The sequence below is a fragment of the Segatella sp. genome, assembly GCF_977051555.1.
The window spans coordinates 1-21,703 of sequence record NZ_CDRSSE010000003.1; the positions used below are offsets into that span (position 1 = coordinate 1).

At 46.1% G+C, this 21,703-nt stretch carries 13 protein-coding genes; 4 read left to right on the forward strand and 9 right to left on the reverse strand.

Annotation, left to right across the window (positions count from 1 at the left end):
• Positions 1-270 precede the first annotated feature (270 nt).
• From ACWJAO_RS01120 to ACWJAO_RS01140, 5 genes are all read right to left on the reverse strand, one after another.
• Complete coding sequence (locus ACWJAO_RS01120) at positions 271-843, reverse strand: RNA polymerase sigma factor (RefSeq protein WP_449138953.1); 573 nt, start codon at positions 841-843, stop codon at positions 271-273.
• A gap of 117 nt (positions 844-960) precedes the next feature.
• Entirely contained in the window at positions 961-1,218 is a 258-nt protein-coding gene (locus tag ACWJAO_RS01125; protein WP_294850287.1) for a hypothetical protein, read from the reverse strand.
• Positions 1,205-4,024, reverse strand: a complete 2,820-nt coding sequence (locus ACWJAO_RS01130) for a DUF6298 domain-containing protein (protein WP_449138954.1) — start codon at positions 4,022-4,024, stop codon at positions 1,205-1,207. The genes ACWJAO_RS01125 and ACWJAO_RS01130 overlap by 14 nt, the downstream gene beginning before the upstream one ends.
• Before the next feature lie 45 nt (positions 4,025-4,069).
• Positions 4,070-4,687 carry a DUF3826 domain-containing protein gene (locus tag ACWJAO_RS01135; RefSeq protein WP_449138955.1) on the reverse strand — a complete coding sequence of 206 codons (618 nt, stop codon included), beginning with the start codon at positions 4,685-4,687 and terminating at the stop codon, positions 4,070-4,072.
• A 60-nt stretch (positions 4,688-4,747) separates the two neighbouring features.
• Positions 4,748-6,493: a polysaccharide lyase gene (locus ACWJAO_RS01140; RefSeq protein WP_449138956.1), complete on the reverse strand. Its 1,746-nt coding sequence runs from the start codon at positions 6,491-6,493 to the stop codon at positions 4,748-4,750.
• Between the two features lie 201 nt (positions 6,494-6,694).
• Between ACWJAO_RS01140 and ACWJAO_RS01145 the strand changes: the two genes are divergently transcribed.
• Both ACWJAO_RS01145 and ACWJAO_RS01150 read left to right on the forward strand, forming a co-directional pair.
• Positions 6,695-9,283: a hypothetical protein gene (locus ACWJAO_RS01145; RefSeq protein ID WP_449138957.1), complete on the forward strand. Its 2,589-nt coding sequence runs from the start codon at positions 6,695-6,697 to the stop codon at positions 9,281-9,283.
• 95 nt (positions 9,284-9,378) lie between these two features.
• Entirely contained in the window at positions 9,379-12,144 is a 2,766-nt protein-coding gene (locus ACWJAO_RS01150; protein ID WP_449138958.1) for a hypothetical protein, read from the forward strand.
• A gap of 141 nt (positions 12,145-12,285) precedes the next feature.
• On the opposite strand, the gene ACWJAO_RS01155 is transcribed toward ACWJAO_RS01150, so the two are convergent.
• Positions 12,286-13,260 carry a hypothetical protein gene (locus tag ACWJAO_RS01155; RefSeq protein ID WP_449138959.1) on the reverse strand — a complete coding sequence of 325 codons (975 nt, stop codon included), beginning with the start codon at positions 13,258-13,260 and terminating at the stop codon, positions 12,286-12,288.
• 302 nt (positions 13,261-13,562) lie between these two features.
• On the opposite strand from ACWJAO_RS01155, the gene ACWJAO_RS01160 reads away from it, so the two are divergent.
• Both ACWJAO_RS01160 and ACWJAO_RS01165 read left to right on the forward strand, forming a co-directional pair.
• Positions 13,563-13,724 carry a hypothetical protein gene (locus ACWJAO_RS01160; protein ID WP_449138960.1) on the forward strand — a complete coding sequence of 54 codons (162 nt, stop codon included), beginning with the start codon at positions 13,563-13,565 and terminating at the stop codon, positions 13,722-13,724.
• Between the two features lies 1 nt (position 13,725).
• Positions 13,726-14,328, forward strand: a complete 603-nt coding sequence (locus ACWJAO_RS01165) for a GNAT family N-acetyltransferase (protein ID WP_449138961.1) — start codon at positions 13,726-13,728, stop codon at positions 14,326-14,328.
• A 291-nt stretch (positions 14,329-14,619) separates the two neighbouring features.
• Here the strand turns inward: ACWJAO_RS01165 and ACWJAO_RS01170 are convergent, their stop codons facing one another.
• Genes ACWJAO_RS01170 through ACWJAO_RS01180 form a run of 3 tightly spaced genes read right to left on the reverse strand, consistent with a single transcriptional unit; the run spans position 14,620 to position 21,698 of the window.
• Positions 14,620-16,809 carry a RagB/SusD family nutrient uptake outer membrane protein gene (locus ACWJAO_RS01170; RefSeq protein WP_449138962.1) on the reverse strand — a complete coding sequence of 730 codons (2,190 nt, stop codon included), beginning with the start codon at positions 16,807-16,809 and terminating at the stop codon, positions 14,620-14,622.
• Between the two features lie 36 nt (positions 16,810-16,845).
• Entirely contained in the window at positions 16,846-20,157 is a 3,312-nt protein-coding gene (locus ACWJAO_RS01175) for a SusC/RagA family TonB-linked outer membrane protein (RefSeq protein WP_449138963.1), read from the reverse strand.
• Between the two features lie 26 nt (positions 20,158-20,183).
• Complete coding sequence (locus ACWJAO_RS01180; protein WP_449138964.1) at positions 20,184-21,698, reverse strand: DUF4992 family lipoprotein; 1,515 nt, start codon at positions 21,696-21,698, stop codon at positions 20,184-20,186.
• Positions 21,699-21,703 lie beyond the last annotated feature (5 nt).

Consider the following 21,703-nt stretch of genomic DNA (forward strand, 5'->3'; position numbering starts at 1 on the left):
GCTGACTTCTTTCAGATTCCGCGTCACCACGGACACCCTTGTCTCTCTGGCTAGACGATTCCCACTACTAGGGCTCGTTAGGGACTTGCACCCATTAGACAACACACATGCTAGTCAAACAAAAACAAGCAGGAGATTCCTCACGGAGTCCCCTGCTTTTTTTTTATAACTATAATAAACCTATTTTAAATAATCACTAACCTAAAGTGCAAATGTCTATTTCGGGTCTACCAATAACATCTCTCAAACTCCTTCCTCCTTCAGAAGAGTTTATACTGCTACGGCTGCACGCAACTTCAACATGCCACGATGTACCAGGTTGCGTACACTATGATAGTTCATCTGCATGATGTCGCAGATGTCCTCATATTTGCGCTGCTCTATATAATATAAGGTGAATACCTGGCGCTGGCGTGGTGTCAGCTCATTCATCAGGATCTGTACCTTACGAACATTATTGAGCGAGCTTTCATCAAGGATATAAGAGTTTTCCACATCTTCTACAGTTGTAGAGATACGGATATCCTCCACCGCAGTTTCTGTCATATAGTTCTTGCGGCGAAACTCATCCAGCAATCTGTTGCGGAGAGAAATGAGCAGGTAAGAGGTTACCTTAGTAACTTGTAAATTCTGGCTTTTAGAGATGAGTTTGATAAACACATCTTGTACACAATCTTTTACAAGTTCTTTGTCTGATGTAATACACAGGCCATAATTGAGCAACATTTCCGCGTACATATCATATAAAGACATGAAAGCGTTCTGGTCGCCTTGGCGATAGGCAGCGAGCAACGTCTGTGCTGCTTCCTCTCTTTCCCGGATGCTATTGTAGTTTGTTTTCATCTTAGGTGTACTTTTGTTTGTTGATGGTGCAAAAGTAGCCTAAAAGTGGCAAACTCTAAGGAAAAATCAGGTAAATGAATGGGAAAAATTGGTATTCAGTGTATTTTTCCTCCCATTTTAAGGGTTTAAATGGTATTTTATGCGATTTTTCAGTTCTTCTATGTCCGTTTCAGACAACAAGCCCGAAATCTCGTCAAGATGAAGAAGAACATATTTTGCCTGCTCTATTTCGGCAGGAAGATACATTTTCTCAAACTTTCGAGAAGATGCCGGCCTCCCGGAGTTGGCATCCGGTTCTACAACAGGCGAACCGAATACCGACTCCAGAAAGTCGGAATCCAATAAAAGATTTCTTACAGATTCAGTTATCATCATTCTTTCCATCTTCTCTACTTTTATTACATTTTACATGTAACTTCACATTCGGACAGGAACCGCCGGCATCCATCACCGCCTTGCCATTCTCAGGTGCCGAAGCCCCACTGTAAATGACAGCCTTCTCAGGATAAGTCTGGCGATACTCGCTCACACTCTTGAAAACATCATCATAGGTAACCTTGCCAGGACGAAGGCGACGCTGGTACTGACGAGGTGCCAGATTCTTGCCACCTTCAGGAGCATAAAGTCCCTTCTGGGTATAATACCACTGTTCGATATGGATGATGTCAACCACCTTTCTCAACTCCGGATCCTGTAGGATAGCATCCTGCACATCCTTGTTGCACGACAAAGCCACCCAGACATGCTTGCCCGTCTTAGCCTCCCATTCAGCAACGGTCTGCAACCAGAACTTCGTAAAATGATAAGGGCCCGTATACTCCTCACCAATCGACTGAATCACGTTCGGCTCATCAGCAAAGGCATCCAGCATCTTCATGATATACTGCTTATGCAGCTGGCGCATCACCGGATTATCTATATTATAGAAGTATTCCGCCATCCATACACGCTTATCACCGGCAAAAGGAACAGGTTCTGGGAACACCGTACCATTGATATTGTTCACCGGACGCCATGGACAATCTACCCAATGGGCACCTGCCTCCAGGATATTATGCTGGAAATAGTGCTGGTTGATAACCAGCAAACCATTCCAGGCTCCCTTCTCTGCCAATTCCTTCATGCGGCTGATGTACCACGGATTCAACTTTGTAAGGTCATACTTACTCAGTCCGTCCCAAGCCGTGCCCTGTCCGCTTCTGGCAAAAGGCTGTTCATAGAACGGAGCCCAGACATCACCATCACGGCGGCGCACACGTTCGTGGTCGTCACGGCGACGATCATACCACAAGCCGTAGTTCTGATTGAAGAGCACCACATGCTTATCACGAAGGTGAGCCACCACACTATCCACACGGGTGGTAGTGCCCTGTCCCTCCATTCCCGGCACAAAACGGGTCACGGCATCGGCAATCTTAGGGAAAGCCGAATAACGTACACGTCCGTTCCACCAAGGAGTATTCATTCTGGCCCCCTTCAACAGGGTATCAGCCACCATAATCTTACCCTCTTTTATCGCGAAGACAGGCTTCCCGGCATGGGCAAGATCCACCTTTTTCTTAGAACGTTCTTTGATTTTATCCACAGCCATAGCCTTGTCCGCAGAAACAGAAGCGGCAAACTGAGCACTGTCAGCTATCCACATCTGCATGGTGATGCGAGGTTTGCGAGCCTCCTCAACCATCTTCTGCGCCACATCGTAAGTAGGATTGTTGCTCACATTGTTGCGTTCTCTTTCCAATACGCGGCATTGGGCAGAGACATCCCTACCCAGGCGCTTCTCCAGAAGAGAGGCAAAGCGGCTCCATGGTTTGGCATGATTGTTACATTGCTGGAAATCGCCAGAACCGTTAAACTGCGCCCAACAGGCAAACACATGGTTGTTGCTGCCATCAGGAATACTGTCGGCAAAGATTCCGGCTGCCGTACATTGGTAAGCCAGACTGTTGGCAGTATTCCATCCGATGCCGTAACCTTCGAGACCAAGATTACAGAACTTGATGTCGTTGCCGTCGATATTCACATTATCAAAGAGCAATCCTGTACACCAAGGTCCTACTGCTCCACTATACCCCAGCGATTTATAACCATCACATTGTACGAAGGCATTAGGACCAGCAGCACAGAGACCAGCCACAAAATCGTGCATGCCCTGTTCTGAATAACAACGCTGGAACAGACATTGTTCGCCCATACAGAGGAAGGTGCGGCGACGGTAGCCACCGATTTCGGAGACAGGAGCCTGAGAAATGCAATCCTCAACCGTGATACGGGAAGCATCACGCTGGGTTACTACTGCCGAACCAGCAAGATGGCGGAAATTCACCATTCTTACCCAACCGTCTTTCACCTTATTAATATATACACCCTCCCAGGCATGATTCTCATCCTTCGGATTGGTGGTATCATATTCAGAATCTATCGTGAGATTTTCCACACCTACATTCTTCAAGCGCCAGTCATTACCGGCGATGCGCTGAACGTAGCATTCTGCATCATCCTGACCGAGCGACATGGATAAAGGAGCATCCAACAGTAATCCTCCCTTTCCGTCAGAAACCACACTACGGGTCCAGCGCACATCGATTTCTCCCGGATGCCAGCCCCAATAGCCCAGGTCCTTGCCTGCGCCGAAGTCAGCACAACCCAGCTTTTGTATCCACTCCTGGGTAGAAGGACGTACTATCAGTATCTCATCGCCCATCTTGCAGCCGGCAGGCAGTGCCACCTTCCGCTCTCCCAACTTCCAGGGAGCAGAAAGTTTCATGGGTTCGCCTAGCGTCTGCATCTGCTTTTCGCTTTCCAGATACACCACCGCCCCACGGTCTACACCTTTTTTATATAGCACCGTCTGGTTGCGGTCAGTACCTCTCAGCACTACGCCCGACGTCTGGATGCGAAGCGGCTGAGAGAGTTCGAATACACCCTTGTCGAGCAAGACAGCCCCTCGTAGTCCCGTCTTCTTATCCATTTTGCGGGCAGAAACAAAGTCGATGGCTTTCTGTATGCGAGCGCTCTGGTCGCCTTCTTTCCACTTCACGAAAACCACAACGTCCGCATCCGGAATTTCCTTTTCGCTCTGCTGGTAGCCCACGTAGCTAAAATCAAACGCGAAGGGTTGCGCAAAGATTTGCACAACCCCTACTAACGTAAATATCCATATAGAAAATAATCTTTTCATACCTCTTGTTTCATCAGAGTTTTATAAAACCTTACCGGAAACTGTTTATTTCTTCTTGGCAGCCTCAATACGCTTATACCAACCCTCGCGCTCCGCCTTCAGGTCGTAGCCCTGTTTGGCAAGCCAGTTATTGATGCGTCCTTTATACTTTCCGAACCAGCCATGTTTAGCCTTGGAATTTTCGGCATCAATGGCAAACTCGCGAGCTTCTTTCAACCAATTGAGAATTTGGAGTTTCTCGTTTTCTTTCAGTGAAGGAATCATCTCCAGATGTGCCTGATAGGTTTTCGGAACGACACCGAAGGTCATACCATCCTTCACCTGCTCTACCTGCTTCTCTGAGAGATAGTTTTCCAGATTGGCAGCAAATTCGAAGTGGTGCTTATAGAGTTCCGCATCACGCTCAGCCTTATTCTTGCCGAACTTCTCATAGATATCGTTCAGCAGGAAATAACGGTTACAGATGATATGGAGCACATTCTGCTTGCTGCTTTTATCAGTCAGCTGCAGCGCATCCACGATTTTCTGCGAACGGACGATGATGTTGTTCACATACTTGGCATCACGCCCCACGCTGTCGAGCTGTACCTGTGCTCCTGCTCCCAGAGGAAGCAAGAGCAGACAGGCCGCGCCTAACAACTTATTTCTCAAAAGTTTTTTCATATTCATGTCATGCATTAAGAAATGAATCCAGAGAAACAACTCCGGGCATTCATTCCTGTTTTACAGAAGTTTTCCCTTCTCAGCCAAAGTATCGTGGTTGTTCTTCATATCAGTCCAATCCACCTTTTTCTTGGTGCTGATACCATTAATATACTTCTCGATATTGGTATATCCGTCACCAGTGCAATCCTTGTTGGCATCGCTAGGGTCGTTAGGGTTCAGACCGTTGGCAATCTCCCACTCATCAGGCATACCGTCGCCATCTGTATCTACGTATGGCTTTACCTTCTTATATTTAGGGAATCCGCCAACCTGACAGATATCTGTGATGATACCCAGTTTATAGGAATCCTGGTCCAGACGGCGGTACTTGAAGCTGCCATCTTCAGCCTTCGACTTGTCAGCCAATCCCCAGAAGTCGCCGTATGGATTCTTCTTAGGCAGTTTCTTTACATAGTAAGCCTGACCGGTACGAACCTCTTCTACGATGCGCTGATCCACGATGTCGCGGGAAGGAATGGTTGCACCCACACTCTCAAGCACCTTATCAAAAGTCTGGTCCTTAGGAATAATGGTCATGTGTGGCATGGCGAATGGTTCGTTAGAACGCATCAGCGCCTTTACATCTGCTGGAATTCCATTTGGAAGATCCTTATCGGCAATCTGAATACCGCCGTTCCAGTTGTCCTTGGTTACAGCCTCGTTGCCTTCTACGATATTTCCTTCAGCATAAATACGACCATACTGAGCCCAAGGGAAAAGCTTGTTGCTTCGGCTTTCGCTCTTCACGATACGGTAGCTGATGGCACCCTTCGGAGTAAGAGGTCCTGGCTTATAATAGTTGTTGATGAAGTTGCTCATGGTTGAGAACTCACCACCATCTGCTGTACGATGTACCCAGTTGTAAATGATGTTGTTTACAAAGTTGAACACACCACCCCATCCGATAGAAGGGTTACGACCCGTATTATCAGCCCAAAGGTTGCGCATGAAGGTAGAATTCTCTCCACCGATTGTACTACCAAAGGCATGGTTCCAAGTATCGAGTGCCTTGGCAGAGATGGTATTCTGGATGGTTACATTCACCGTTGGCACCTTGCGCTTTGGCTTACCATCGTGCAAGTCGAACATATGGCGGTAGAAAGAGATGTTCTCATCCAGACCAAACTCGCAAGAGCAGTGGTCAATCATGATGTTACCTACCGGATTACCGCCGAAAGAATCCTCACGATACCATACATGGGTATTACCACGGCGGAAACGCATGTGGCGAACGATGACATCATGGGTATCAACCTGGAAAGATTCACCCGAAATCATCACGCCCTCACCTGGAGCTGTCTGTCCGGCGATGGTGATATAAGGAGCACGGACGATGATTGGAGTCTTCAATACAATATTTCCCGATACGTTGAAGACGATGATACGGGCACCACCCTGTTCGCAAGCCCAACGGAAAGAACCAGGACCAGCATCATTGAGATTGGTCACAGTCAAGACCTTACCGCCACGACCACCGAAGGTAAACATACCGCCACCCTCAGCACCAGGGAATGCAGGAATCTTAGCCTGGCGCAAATCGTATGGGCGTGAAGCCCATGGCACATAAGGGCGACCTGCCATTGCCTCTTGTTTTACAATAGGGAAAGCCACAGCCCAAGCTGAATCAGAATGAGCAGTCCATGCAGCTTGCATAGAATCAATCTTCGCCTGAGCCTCCTTTGTGATAGTAGGATACTGAGCGAAAGTTGCTGCTGGCAAGATGGTCAATGCCATCGCAGCGAAAATCTTCTTACTTCTTTGCATTGTTTTAATATTGTTTGTTCATTATATCTTAAAGACGCCTCTCGCCGGCTTTTGTCCTCAATGAACATGAGCATTTTTTCGGGAACAGGTGGCGACATTTCGTCTACAGGAACGTCTTACACCTATAATATATATATATAAACGAAAGTTACTTATCAATTATTTTATTGAAACATAAAACAAAAAACATAAAATTGAAAAATGATGAACAGAAGATGCTTCCCTTTAGTTGCCGCTTTGCTGATGGCGCTTTCAAGCCAGGCGCAGCAAGTTGACTTCAACATAGCCAGCAGAAAGGCTGCCGAAGTTACAGCCCTCAATTTCACTCCTGTTGGTGTGAAACAGGGCAATACATACCAGTTTACTTTGGGCGAACTGGAGATTACACTCGATACTCCCGTAAAAGACCAGATTATCAAATCCAACTGGTTTAAGCAGGGCATACAGCAGGGCGACCGACTCACCAGCGATGGTATCGTAGTATATCCGTCAAAAGGCGATAATGCCCAGCTCCGCATCACCATCCGAGGTCTGAAACCAGGTCATCACTCTCTCCTTGCCTACCACAATATCGTAGACGGACTTACCGGCAATATTCCTTCCATCCAGGTTTCCAGAGAGAAGGAACAGATAACTACCGTTAAGAAAGGCAAGAAGCGTATCCAGCAGAAGAGCATGATGCAGGAGATTCTTGCACAGGACATCAAGCAGACCGTAAGAGAGATGAAGGCATCGCAGAGCGGACAGTCATACATCGAATTTGATGTAACCGACGACCAGCCTGTAGTTATCCATTATCAGTTGCAAGGTGTGGATAACGCAAACAACACGCTCACCATCAATGGTTTGGTATTCGATAAAGCGAACCCGAAAGCCACCGCTCTCAACCCTTATCCTGCCGATAACGATCTTCATGTTGATGCAGAAGAAGGCAAGGTTGTTCTGCGCTGGCAAGCCGGAGAAGGCGCCAAGCAACACCTTATTTATATGGGACTGCGTGCCGACCAGTTGAAAAAGGTAGCCACCACAAGCGATGCCTCTTATGAGGTCACCCACCTCAGCAGCGCCAACGATTATTACTGGCGTGTTGACGAGGTAGATGCCAACGGCAAGGTTTCAGAGGGCGAAGTATGGAACTTCCGTCCACGCCGTCTCGCCTTCCCGGGTGCTGAGGGATATGGAAGATTTGCCATCGGCGGCCGTGGTGGTTCGGTTTATCATGTTACCTCTTTAGAAGATAACCCGGAGAATCCACAGCCTGGCTCTCTCCGATACGGAATCACAAAGGTTAAGGGACCTCGCACCATCGTCTTCGATGTTGCCGGCATCATCGACCTGAAAGACCGTCTGGTTTGTTCCGACCCATTCATCACGGTAGCCGGACAGACTGCACCCGGCAAGGGAATCCTTCTCCGTGAACATCCTTTCGGTTTCGGATCAGAAGGCATCTTCCGCTTCATCCGTCTCCGACTGGGAAAATATCTCGATAAAAACGGCAAGACTGTTACCCTCGACGGACTGGGTGCTGCAGGCTGCGACAATACCATCATCGACCATTGTTCGGTAGGCTGGACCATCGACGAGGCTTTCTCAAGCCGCAACGGCAAGAATATCTCTTTCCAGCACAACCTCATCTCCGAAGCACTCAACCAGGCTGGTCATCAGAATTATGTCAACGCCAAACATGGTTATGCCGCAACCATCGGTGGTAATGTAGGCTCGTTCCACCACAACCTGCTTGCCAACAACGAAGGAAGAAACTGGAGTATGGGTGGCGGACTGGACGGAGCCGGATATTATGCCGGAAAGCTCGACCTCTTTAATAATGTAGTATACAACTGGGGCAACCGTGCCTGTGATGGAGGAGCCCACGAGGTAAACTTCGTAGGCAACTATTACAAGATGGGACCAGCCACCAGCATGAAATATATCCTCAATGCCCAGTTGGAAGGTGTCGCCCAGGGAAGTCAGGCTTACTACATTCACGATAATATCCGCCAGAACTATGTGGGCGATATGAAACAGAATGCAGGAGCTGTGGCAGGAAAGCATGGAGAACTGGTCAGCGACAAGGAAGGCGAAACTTACAAATATACCATTTCTCACGGACAGATTGTCAACTGGAAGGTATTTAATGACAAACCATTCTTCCCATCCTATGCCAAGGTAGAAAGTGCCCGCGCTGCCTTCAAGAACGTATTGAGCGATGTGGGAGCCAACCAGCCTTGCATCGACCAGCACGACCAGCGCATGGTAGAAGAAACCTTGAACGGAACCTATAAATATGTTGGCTCCAAGACCGGCAAGAAGGGACTGATAGATGATAACCTCGATGCCGGCAACGATGCATGGAAGGAGTTTGAAGCACTCACCGACCATCGCCCAGACAACTGGGATACCGATCAGGACGGAATGCCTGACTGGTGGGAGAAGTTGGCTGGTACCAATCCGTCAGTTGCCGACAACAACGAGCTGACCGATGGCGAATATACCCAGCTGGAACGCTATCTCAACTGGCTTACCGAGCCTCATTTCATCACCTCAGCAGGCAATAAGCTGACTATCGACCTGAAGCAGTATTTCGCCGGTTACAACCAGCAGCCAGTCTTCACCCTGGAGAGTAGCATCCAGCCAGAGGAAGGCAAGATGAAACTCAACAAGAAGGGAATCCTCACCATCAGCCTCAACAAAAAGGCTGCCGACTGCCTCATCAACATCAAGGTGAAGGCAACCGACAAAGACCAGGTGGCTTCCCTGCAACGTACTTTCCACATCGCTATTACCCAATAGCGATGTGGGAACACAAAAGATGATACACAAAACAAGATCTAATCCCGAAGAATCAATAAAAACGAAATAAACAACTTTCAAACTTAAGGTGAAACATGAAAAGACAAGTATTATTCTCGATGGCTTTAGTCTCAGCACTGACTGCATCGGCACAGAGAATCGACTTCAATCTGACAGGTCGTTCCGAGTCACAGGTCAATGAACCTGAGTACACCGCATGGGCAGTAAACACCTGCGAAACAGAATCGAAGGAAGTAGAAGATGCTGACGGAAATCCCATCACCATCACGCTGGCTAATAATGCCTCTTATGCAGGTAGAAGACTGAAATCATGCTGGTTCAAGAACGGACTCAGCAGTTCCAAACTCATCGCCGACGGTTTTGCCATCTATGGTTACGAAGACGGTAACACCCCACAGATAACCGAAGGTGCCGTCCGTCTCAACATCACCCTCAAGGGACTGAGCGTCGGCAAACACTCGCTGATGGCTTATCATAACAACAACGATGGTTTCAATGCTCCGAAGCTCGACGTATACGTCAACGGCACCAAGCAGCAGGAAGGCATCGCACAGACCAACAGAGCCATGACTCCATCAGCCTGCGGCATGTCGTACGTAACTTTTGTAGCAGAAGAGGGCAAGGATGTCGTTGTCTCTTACGTTACCACACCGAGTGCCAGCGATGACAAGAGCGGCAATTATACCACCTCGCTCACCGTCAACGCCCTCATCTTCGATCGTCCGAATCCACAGACAGCAGCCACAGATCCTTATCCGGAGAACAGAGATTATCATGCCGATGCCGATAACGGATCGCTCACTATCTCCTGGACTTCGGCAGAAAAAGCCGTCAAGCACCATATATTAATAGGTACAGATGCCAACAATCTTACAGAAGTAGCTACAACTACCGATGCAAAATATACACTCAACAAAGCATCCAACCTCAACACCTATTACTGGCGAATCGACGAGGAAGATGCTGCCGGTAATGTATACGAAGGCGATGTATGGAGTTTCCGTCCCCGTCATCTCGCCTTCCCGGGTGCCGAAGGATATGGTAAGTATGCTACGGGCGGTAGAGGCGGAAGCGTTTATCACGTAACCACGCTCGAAGATAACGGCGATGATGAGAATCCGATAGAGGGTTCTTTCCGTTACGGCATCAAGAAAGCTACCGGTCCGCGCACCATCGTCTTTGATGTGGCGGGCGTCATCGACCTGAAAAAACGACTCACCTGCAGCGACGAATACGTTACCATCGCCGGACAAACGGCTCCAGGCAACGGTATCATGCTCCGCGGCTGTCCTTTCGGTATGGCAAGCGAAGGCATCACCCGTTTCCTCCGTATGCGTCTGGGACATAAGGAGACCAACGGCGGAACCATCAGCAATGAAGATAAGGTAAACGGACTCGACGGTATGGGAATGGCTGGAAACGACAATGCCATCATGGACCATTGCTCTATCTCCTGGACCATCGATGAGGCATTCTCCAGCCGCAACGCCAAGAGTCTTACCCTTCAGCGCACCCTAATTTCCGAAGCGCTCAATGTGGCAGGTCATCCTAACTATGGTGCGGGTACAGCCCACGGATATGCAGCAACCATCGGCGGCGGCGAAATGTCGGCAACACTCAAGGTAGGTTCTTATCACCACAACCTGCTGGCTCATTGCGAAGGAAGAAACTGGAGTTTGAGCGGCGGACTGGATGGTGTAGGTGCTTACGACGGTCACCACGATGTATTTAATAATGTGGTTTACAACTGGGGCGGTCGTGCTACAGATGGTGGCAGTCACGAGGTGAACTTCGTGAACAACTATTATAAGATGGGACCAGCTACCACCCAGAAGAAACTGTTCCGTCTTCAGCTTGAGGGCACCGGAAGCGGCACACAGAGTGCATACGTTCATGGTAATATCCGTCAGGCTGCAGGCAATGGAGCCCTGACAGAAGATAAACTCAAAGATACCTATGTTTACGAAACATCACATGGTCAGGTAGTAAACTGGGAGCCATTCGTTTCGAAGCCATTCTTCGAGTCTCTGGCAGCCATCGAGAGTGCCAAGGCAGCCTACAAGAATGTGCTCTGCGATGTGGGAGCCAACCAGCCTTTCCTGGATAATCACGACACCCGAATGGTGAACGAGACGTTAGCCGGAACTACCACGACAGTAGGCAGTCAGAGTGGCAAGAAGGGACTTATCGACAGCGAGGAAGATAAGGGATGCGAAGGTTTCAAGGGCTTGAACATCACAGAAGCCAAGCGCGATGCCAACTGGGATACCGACCAGGACGGAATGCCAGACTGGTGGGAAGAAGTGAAAGGCGTAAGCGACGGTAATGCCGATGAAAACGGAGACGGCTACACCAATCTCGAAGAATATCTCAACTGGCTTGCCGAGCCTCACTTCACCCTCAAGCAGGGCGAAAGCGTAACCATCGACATGAAGAAATACTTTGCCGGCTACACCAACAATCCTCAGTTTGAATGCGAGGCTAAGGGTGATGCGATGAGCAAGATGAGTCAGGATACGGGTGCCAACGAGGGTGAATATATCTTCACCGCCAACGAAGATTGTGGCAAGGCACTCATTGATTATACTGTCAAGGTAAGCGATGATGACAATATCAGCACCTACACCCGCACCTTCCATTTCTATCTGACAGACGGTTCTGCTACAGGCATTCAAAACATTCAGACCTCAACCGCAGCCGACAGCTACGAAGTATACAATGCAGCAGGTATCAAGGTGAGAGAAGGCAAGAATCTCGATTCTCTCCCTTCAGGTGTTTATATCATCAAGGCATTGAAGGATGGCAAGGTGATCAGTTCGAAGAAAACTTGCATACAATAAGGCAATCTGCACCTTAGATAGTGCATATTTCATATAACTCTGCATCCTGAGAGGTGCAAAAAAGGGAGCGCAACCATTAGTGATGCGCTCCCTTTTATTATCGTTTCTTTTATCTTAAAATTCTAACCGAATCACGTCAGATTACTTCTGAACGAACTTCTTGCCATTCTCGATAACGAGACCCTTGTAAGAAGTGTTCACCTGCTGACCAGCCATATTGTAGCGAACAGACTTCTTGGCAGAAGTTGAAGCATTGATGTTGACGATGCCATTGGTTTCATCAGGTGTGAACTCAAAGCCACTGAAACCAATCTGAGTATTCTTATTAAATATATAGTAAGTTTCGCCTGCAGTTGCAGAGAAGGTCAAATATACCCAAACAGGACGGTTACCGGCAGCAATCACATAAGCATCACTACCCTCGGTACCCTTGGTAGCAATTTCTTCCTGATACAGCATATAACCATAAAGAGGGCTATCCTCTGCTACATCATTATTGGTTGCCTGTACATAGCCACTGATTTTCACGTCAGAACCAAATGCTAAAGCTTTGGCATCACTACCCTTTGCAACATATACATCACGGTTACCCTTATTAGTCCAAATGCCAACCTTCAAAGTACCAGCCACCTTTGGGGTCAGAGTAATGTATGTACCGTTCTTAGGCAGACCTGCAGTTCCATCTGGAGCATAGTAAGAAGCATCCCATTTGGCACGGTAGTTACCTGTTGGATTACCATCAGTCACAATCTCTTCAAACTCAACCTTATCCAAGTTTACAGGATTACCCTTACCCTGAACATAGTAGAAAGGTGCAACAGAGCCATCCTTGCTCAATGCCTGCTTTTTGATGCCATTCCAGGTATTATCAACCTTAGGAGACAACTTGCCATTTTCGAGTGCACCGTCATTATAGCCGGCAACAGGACCAGAGGTATGAGTACCCTCCACATTGGTAGTTGAGAACTTTACAACAGACATCTTACTGGCATCCTCATTAGCTACATAGTCGGCCTTCAATGTACCATCCTCATTGTTAACATACCAGCTCTCTGTCTGAGCGTTAATACTCATGGCAACAAGTGCCATAGAAATCAAAGTAAAAAAATTCTTCATAATCTTGACTAGTTTAAATTAATACTTTTACGTTTGTTTTTATAGTTGTTTATCCATAAGACGCAAGAGCCAGACTTTTGCACCCACAAATTTCCATTTTTATGTGAAGTCAAAGTAGAAAAAAAGGTGGGATTAGCAGGAAAGTATAAGTTGATGAAGAGTTAGAAATATATATAGAGAGTTGGTTCTAATAGAAAAATGGTCAAAACATATCAAAAAATTGGCAAAATGCTTGGTGATATGAAAATAAAAGCATATCTTTGCAGATTGAAGAAGTATATAACATTAAAAACAAGAAGATTATGGCAATAGAATTCAAGACAATACCTGTCCTTCATGGTGAGGCAGCAGTCCGTTTCGTTGAAGCGGCTGATGAGGCATTGGAAAAACGTGGCACCATTGACTTCTCAAAACAAGTAGCCAAGGCTCGTGCTATATTGAAACGTTCAAAATTGTATAGTTAACATGCTGGAACAATGTGATTTTATAGAATTGACTGAGGATGTCTTACAGCAATGTAAAGGCTTTATCTGTAAGGATGAGGATATAACAGAGTTCTTCACCCATGACTATGCTGATTATACATATCAGTTGTTAGGAAAATCATATTGTTTTGTCAAACCTGATACATCTGAAATCGTCTGTGCATTCACAGTAGCTAATTCAAGCGTAAAAGTAGATTCTCTTCCATCTGTTCTTAGGAACAAACTAAATCGAAAGATACCAAATGCTAAGCGAAGACCACAATATCCGGCTGTATTGGTTGGGCAATTGGCTGTAAGCGAATTGTTTAGTGGCCAACATATTGGAGATGAGTTATTAGACTTCATCAAGTCATGGTTTATCGACCCATTGAATAAAACGGGTTGTCGATATGTCATAGTAGATGCTGTCAATCATCCGAAAGTATTTGATTATTACCAACGAAATGGTTTCAAGTTTCTTTTTTCGTCAGATAAAGAAGAATGGGTGTTTTTACACAACAAGGGGCAAGAGCCAACTTCTCCTGTAGAGCCCATGAGAACACGACTAATGTATTTTGATTTGATTTATCTACGTACAAAATAGTTAAACTGTCCGTATAAAACAGCCCACTAGTGCCTTTGCCGCTAGTGGGCTGTTTTACATAGACAGCTACTGAAAACATCAGAAATAGAAACTTAATTATCCGTTTTTTGGAATACCAGTCCCCATTTCCTACCTCACACTCCTAAACTCCAGTAAATAAAAAGGGGATTCGAGAGTTTTTATGAGGTGTGAGGTGTAAAATAGAAAACGGGGTGCATTCACTATAAAGAGAACACACCCCGCAACCTTAATATATTATGTTATGACTATATCGTCATTCCTCTCTTGACATTACTCAGCCAATGGGTCGAAGGTACCATTGGCACCACCATTGTTGTAATCACCCCAACCGATGGTCTGAGGCAAAGCCTTGTTGGCGATAGATGCACCAGAAGTGAAGCCTAAGAAGTAATACTTAGGACGGAAGTTCATGTAGAGGAGATTCTTGTTAGAATCGTAAGCATCACCCTTCTGTACCTTCATCTTCAAATTGTCCTTATACCATGTAGACAAGTTCTCGAGCTGAGTATTCAAATCATCCTCACGGAGATCAACACCCGCAGGACGCTCTGTACCAGCCTTCAACAATGGGTCTGAATTAAAGGTAGTACCACCTACGCCATACTTATCAGCAACACGATACTGGATATTCTCACGACGCTGACCGTTCAAAGCCTTGAAACCAAGCCATGTGCAGGTGTTACCACCCCAACCGGTCAATGTCCATGTAGAAGGAGCACCTTCAACCTTGCCAGTACCACCATCGAAGAGCATCCAACGACGGAGGTCATCGAAACGCTTACCCTCGTAAGCAAACTCAATCTGGCGCTCATAGAGAATCTGAGAGATACAGGTAGCCTGATCTGTATAAGCTGCAGGTGTGATACCATCATCCTCAGAATTAGTAGCTGAATAACCAGCACGCTCACGAATCTGCTTAACATATCCTACAGCCTCATCCAGATGACCAGCACCAGCTGCAACCTCAGCAAGGTTCAGGAGAACCTCAGCATAACGGAGTTCAATCAATGGAGCTGCAGAATAGAATGGAGCAGCACCCTTGGTGTCAAGAGCTACGTACTTATAAAGAGGAGTAGAATTGACATCCAAATCATCACTCTTCTTGCGTACATATACACCCTGACGGCTCTTCAACAGGTTGTCAGCACCATAAGAATCACCACTTTCAGGGTTGCCGGCATCATTCATACTGGTGTACCATACATAGTTCCAAAGTACATAGTTGGAACCATCAGAAGGGTTGTTCGCATCGCGCTCTGACGCATTACCACTGTAAGCCCAACGGAAGCCAGGGAAAGCGAAGGTACGATAGAAACGCTTGTCACGATTCAAGAATGGAGTCTCGCTATCCAAAGTCTTCTCAGAACGAGCCAACTTGGTATAAGTATCACAACTCTCAGGAAGCTTACCATCTGACATTGGGAACATATTGATCAGCATCTGAGAAGCATTCTTACCGCTACCACCTGTATTAGCTGGACGAATCTGACGCTCCCAATTGTTGTTCTTCTGATTATCAAGACCATCACCTGTTACATTATTGTATAAGGTAACGAACACTGCCTCTGGATTATTACCGCCATCGGTAAACATCTTGGCAAAGGTAGAACCATTCTTATTGTCAGCGTCAGTATACAAGTGATAACCACACTTGTTGATACGCTCCAAATCAGACTTCATGGTTTCATAAGCTGTCTTCCAACGGTTTTCATCGTTGGTACGGTTGAAGAGAGGGCTACACCACAAAAGCATCAAACGACCCTTCAAAGCCAACGCAGTACCAGAAGTAACACGGCCTTTCTCCGACCAGCCAGCACCATTCTCTGTCTTGGCAGCCAACATATCTGCAGCCTTGTTCAAGTCATCGAGAATAAACTCGTAAGTCTCCTTAGACGTAGCACGAGGAGTAAAAGAACTTTCTAAAGGATCCTGTGTTTCCTTAACCAGAGGCACACCGCCATACCACTTGAACAAGTTGTAATAGCACCATGCACGGAAGAAATATACCTGACCGAGCAATTCATTCTTCTGTTCCTCAGAAAGAGTGCTGCCGCTGATACCCTGGATGACATCATTGACGTTACGGATTCTACCATATACAGATGCCTGGATATTAGACTGGTCGCCCATGAAGAAATCAGGAACCGAATTTGTGGTACTGGTAGAGCTCAACTCAATCTGTGGATCTACAAAAGAGCTGAGACCACTGTATTCCTCAGTAGACTTACCTGCCTCATCCGCATTACCCATAGAAGGATACTTCCAGGTCAAATCGTTGGTTGTTGGCAAACACCAACTGTAGATATCGTTTACACGACCATTACATCCTTCATAATAGTTGTAGATGTCTTTATTTACATTGTCATAGTTCTTCTTTTCCTCCAGGAAACTGTCACTACAAGAGCTGAAAGCCAAGGCTGAAACCAAACCAAGACTGAATAATTTTATTGTCGTTTTCATTGTTCTTTTCTTTTTAAGAATTATTTAAGTATCTCATTAGAATGAGAGGTTCACGCCCACTGTCCACTTACGGAGGTTAGGATAGCTTCCGTATGATCCTGACATAGGATTCATGAAGTTGTCTGGATATGGATTGTAGAAGTTGATGAGGTTCTGACCGGTAATATTGATACGGCAGCTGTTGATGCCGATACTACCCAACCAGCTCTTTGGCAAAGTATAAGCCAAGGTCATGCGGTTCAGAGCCACACGTGCTGTACTTACTCTCCAGAAACTAGACGCAACAGCATTCACATCTGTATACTTCAGGTTAGGATAGTAAGCTTCACGGTTCTCCTTTACTACGAGATTACCTGAGCCATCATATACATCCTGGTAAGCAAACATGTTGTCTGGATTCCAGAATGAAGGCATGTTGCAATACTCCAGATTACCAGTTGGCTTCAATGCTGCACCAGGAAGTGTGGTATAACCACCCCAGCTAGCACCAATCTGAGCTGTCAGAGAAAGTCCCTTCCAGTCTGCACCCAAATTCAGGGTCAAGCCATAGAGGTTGCTGCTGCGGTGACCTAACTCTACCTGGTCGTTGTCAACATCTACGATGCCATCAGGACCTGCATAAGTACCGGTCTCAGAATCGTAAGCACCACGAACATCCTTATACATCAACATACCAGGACGAACCTGGTCTTTGGTCAGACCCATATAAGTAGAGATGTTGTACTTCGTGAAGTATTCCTCAATATCCTGGAAACTACGGAACATACCGATGCATTGCATACCCCAGAGACCTACGTCTGTACGGTGACCAGGAGTAATCTGGCGGTAGAGATAGTCTGTAACCCAGTCCATATTCAGCACCTTGTTATCAGACCAGCCTGTATTGATACCTATACGATACTTGAAGTCCTTACCAATCTTATCCTTCCATGTTACAGAAAGCTCACCACCCCATGAATCCATCTCACCGATGTTGGATGCAGCACTCTGAGTACCTACGGTAGAAGGAACGGTCTGCTTGATGTTCATCAGCATCTCGCGGTTCTTCTCATAATAGTAATCGAAGGTTACAGCCAAGCGGTTGTTGAGGAACTGTGCATCGATACCTATGTTAGTCTTGTAGTCCTTATCCCAATGAACATCTGAATTTACGGCAGAATTGTTCTTGTTGATGGTGATACGGTTGCCTGAATCCTTACCGGTCTCGAATACGGTACCACGGTTAGCATCCTGTGCATAAACTTGCATCCACTGCCATGCCGCAGTATTGTCTCGACCGGTCATACCCCAAGAAGCACGGAGCTTTAGGAAGTCAACACCCTTCACCTTGTTACGGAACCAACTCTCTTCAGAGATTACCCAACCTGCAGAGAATGCAGGGAATGTTCCCCAGTAGTTCTTTGGAGCGAACTTGGTTGATGCATCAGAACGAACCAGAGCCTCAAAGAGATACTTGTTGGCGTAGGCATAGTTGATACGGCCGATATATGAAAGGGTACCGCTCTCACTACGGGTAAACATAGTAGTCATCTCACCTGTTGCAGAGTTATACTGACCTGTAGTGAAAGGATATGGGGTCAAACGCTGTCCCTGCAAGTACTCACTCTCAGCCTCAGATTTCTCTATAGAGAACAGACCACCCAGATGATGCTGACCGAAATCGCGCTGATACTGGGCTGTAAAGTTCATCTGATAGTTATCGGTACGAACCATGGTACGAGCCAGATAGTCACCATTGGCGGTTGTCACACCATTGAAGTTAGACGCTGCCAGGTAATCGAAATCTGCAGTATCGCCGCTGGTAGGAGTATAAAGGTGGTTACCGCTACCATAACGTGTCAACATCTGATAGAGGGTGAAGGTTGAACCATACTCATTACCCTTATCGGTATTGATACTCTTGGAATAAGAGAAGCGCAACTTCAATCCCTTCAGAATCTTGCTCCAACCGAAATCATAATTAAGGCTTCCGCTGATATTCAGGTTTGAATTCATGTTCTTGCGGTAGTCGCCATTGTTCTGCAAAGTAGCAAAGTTATACTGCTGGTTCTGGTTCTTCTGTGTATTGCTAGGACCATAAGCCAGGATATCATAACCATTTACTGATTCAGGCATGTAAGTAGGACGGGTCAAGAGGAGGTTGTAGTCCTTCTCATCGCCAGATCCACCAACCTTTACCAATGGCTTTTCCTTTGTAGCATAGTCACCGCTTACAGTCAGGTTAGCACCCAACCACTTGCTTACCTTAACATCCACACCGGCACGGTAGTTCCAACGGTTATAGTTGAGTTTACCGAGGTTACCATCTTGATCGAAGTAAGAGATACCTGCAAAGTAGTTCACCTTATCGGTAGCACCGCTTACGTTCACGCTGTGCTTCTGTGTCATACCTGTTTCCCAATACTTGTCGAGCAAGTCGTAGTTAAGACTCTTCATTGCCTCCAACTCATCTGCCTGGAAAAGGGCAGTAGTCTTGTTGAGAGAAGTATTGGTTGGGTCGGCAGCAACAACTGCATTATACAAACGACCATACTGGTAAGCATTCAGCATCTTAGGGCGAGAAACCTCATCGGTAAAACCGAAAGAACCGCTATAAGAAATGCGAGGCGCACCCATCTTACCCTTCTTGGTAGTTACGAGGATAACACCATTGGCAGCACGGGCACCATAAACGGCAGCAGAAGCATCCTTCAAAACAGAGATACTCTCTACCTCAGAGGCATCCAGGTTGTTGAAAGCCTCAGCACCGAGGTTCTGGTAAGTGTTACCTACCTTTACATCGTTAGGATAGATATAACCATCGATAACGAAGAGAGGCTGCTGGGCTGTAGAACCTACTTCGCCCAATGAGTTGGTATCACGGATCATGATACGGGCATTCTCACCAGGACGGCTCTCACCACCACTTACGCTCAAACCGTTAACCAAACCGCCCAAAGAAGAAGCCAAGCCACCATTAGCGAGGTCCTGGATTTCATCTGTTGGGATGTTGGCTACAGAACCGGTCAGGTGAGCCTTCTTCTGGGTACCATAACCTACGACTACCACCTCCTGAAGAGTCTTGTCGTCAGCAACCAGCTTGATAGTACCACCATTGGTAGTAGCATCCTTAAAACCAATATAAGAAACGGTAACCTTGCCACCCTTAGGAACAGACAACTTATAGTTACCATCCATATCGGTAATCACAGCAGTCTTGGTACCGGCAACCTTTACGGTAGCACCGATAACAGGTTCACCGAGGTCATCGAGTACAGTACCCTGCACTACTTTATTTTGAGCCATTGCAGGCACAGCACAGGTAAGTGCCATACCAAAGGCCAATGTCTTTATATATTTACGTTTCATCTTGTTTCGAGATTAGATAGTTTAAATTATTTCCAACGTGGATCACCGATTGTACTTGAAATCGCACCGGTAGCCTTGAAATTGATACCATAGTTAGGCTGTGTGAAGTCGAGTTCCTTAAATGTTTCTGAGGAAAAGCCTGGATCATCCTCTGTAACCCATTTAGCCTTATCTGTTCCACCAATAGTCTTTGTTCCACCCCAAGTATTAAGCTCTTGATGATAAGTAAAAGAACAGTTACTTTGGAAGAGTTTCTCCAATTTCATACAATCATAGAACACATTGTTATCATAGGTAATCTTGTACTTAGAATTATTTGGAGTTCTATCCGCCCAATTCCTGCCATCAAAAACCTTACATATTGTATTATCCAACATTGTCACAGAGCCACTAGCTGTAGGGAAAATTGCATCAATATCTTTATTATTAAAACGCATAAAATAGTTTTTGCTATTGCTCTTTATATTATAGATTGTACTATTTTTAATCGTAAGATTCTGTATGCATCCACCACTCCACCATGTACCACCAGAAGGTGCCACATAATTGGCAGAATAAGCACTAATTAAAGAACCCTGAGAATTCTTTTTACCATCATTATCCAACTGTACCACGCAATTCAAAATTCTAAAATCTGCAATTCCCCATGTACAATTACCTACGGCATAAAGGCAACTAGGTACATTTTTGAAGGCACACTCTGACAGTATAATAGGATCTTGAAGAACGTAGCAATCAGCGAATTTACTACTATTTCCACCTTTACCATAAACAATATTTTGCGATTCCGCAGAACAAGAAACAGGAGGATTTGTAGACATTTCTATAACGCCCCACTTGTTTTTCATTGCTGTACAGTCGAAATTGATGAACTTCACCTTCAACTGAGCAGAAGTACGGATTACACCATTCTCACCCATAGTAACCAAAGCATGGTTGAGCTTATCTCCACGGAGAGTCATTTTGTTTCCTTGGAAATCTACTTCATCATTACAAGTATACGTAGCACCAGCTTCCAATTCGAAAGCCTGTTCCTTGTCTGAGTTCTGCAAGTTTACCTTGATAAACTCAGCAATGTCAGACCCTGCAGGGATTGTCATTGCTGGCACCAATGTGCTATAAGACATCTCCGTAGCTTGGTCAGCCTCTGTATTATTCTGCTTTTCATTTCCCAAAGTACGAACTGAGAACTTGTATTTAGTATCCTCAGCTAACTTAAATTGGAAAGAAGTACCATCCATGATAGTATCAACGATTACCTCTGGATTAGTAGGATCATCAACTTTATAAGCCTTACACTCATAACCACCTGCGCCATAGACTACCTGCCATGACACCTGTAATTTGTCAGAGCCATCCGATGCTGCTACCGTTTTTACTGCTAGTTCTGGAGACTCCAGCTTGACGCCGGACACACCATTGTCAAACTTTTCTTTGTCATCAAAACCATCAACGGCACACGAACCCAAGAACATCGCTCCTACAGCAGCAAGTGCCAGAGAGAAGAGTCCTTTCCGCGCAATGAAATGATTTTTCTTCATAATTG

Bases quoted from the DNA above. Each gene is read 5' to 3' on its own strand.
- ACWJAO_RS01150 (WP_449138958.1), top strand. From the start codon at position 9,379: ATGAAAAGACAAGTATTATTCTCGATGGCTTTAGTCTCAGCACTGACT.
- ACWJAO_RS01145 (WP_449138957.1), top strand. From the start codon at position 6,695: ATGATGAACAGAAGATGCTTCCCTTTAGTTGCCGCTTTGCTGATGGCG.
- ACWJAO_RS01160 (WP_449138960.1), top strand. From the start codon at position 13,563: ATGGCAATAGAATTCAAGACAATACCTGTCCTTCATGGTGAGGCAGCA.
- ACWJAO_RS01170 (WP_449138962.1), bottom strand. From the start codon at position 16,809: ATGAAAACGACAATAAAATTATTCAGTCTTGGTTTGGTTTCAGCCTTG.
- ACWJAO_RS01120 (WP_449138953.1), bottom strand. From the start codon at position 843: ATGAAAACAAACTACAATAGCATCCGGGAAAGAGAGGAAGCAGCACAG.
- ACWJAO_RS01125 (WP_294850287.1), bottom strand. From the start codon at position 1,218: ATGATGATAACTGAATCTGTAAGAAATCTTTTATTGGATTCCGACTTT.
- ACWJAO_RS01165 (WP_449138961.1), top strand. From the start codon at position 13,726: ATGCTGGAACAATGTGATTTTATAGAATTGACTGAGGATGTCTTACAG.
- ACWJAO_RS01135 (WP_449138955.1), bottom strand. From the start codon at position 4,687: ATGAAAAAACTTTTGAGAAATAAGTTGTTAGGCGCGGCCTGTCTGCTC.
- ACWJAO_RS01130 (WP_449138954.1), bottom strand. From the start codon at position 4,024: ATGAAAAGATTATTTTCTATATGGATATTTACGTTAGTAGGGGTTGTG.
- ACWJAO_RS01180 (WP_449138964.1), bottom strand. From the start codon at position 21,698: ATGAAGAAAAATCATTTCATTGCGCGGAAAGGACTCTTCTCTCTGGCA.
- ACWJAO_RS01140 (WP_449138956.1), bottom strand. From the start codon at position 6,493: ATGCAAAGAAGTAAGAAGATTTTCGCTGCGATGGCATTGACCATCTTG.
- ACWJAO_RS01155 (WP_449138959.1), bottom strand. From the start codon at position 13,260: ATGAAGAATTTTTTTACTTTGATTTCTATGGCACTTGTTGCCATGAGT.
- ACWJAO_RS01175 (WP_449138963.1), bottom strand. From the start codon at position 20,157: ATGAAACGTAAATATATAAAGACATTGGCCTTTGGTATGGCACTTACC.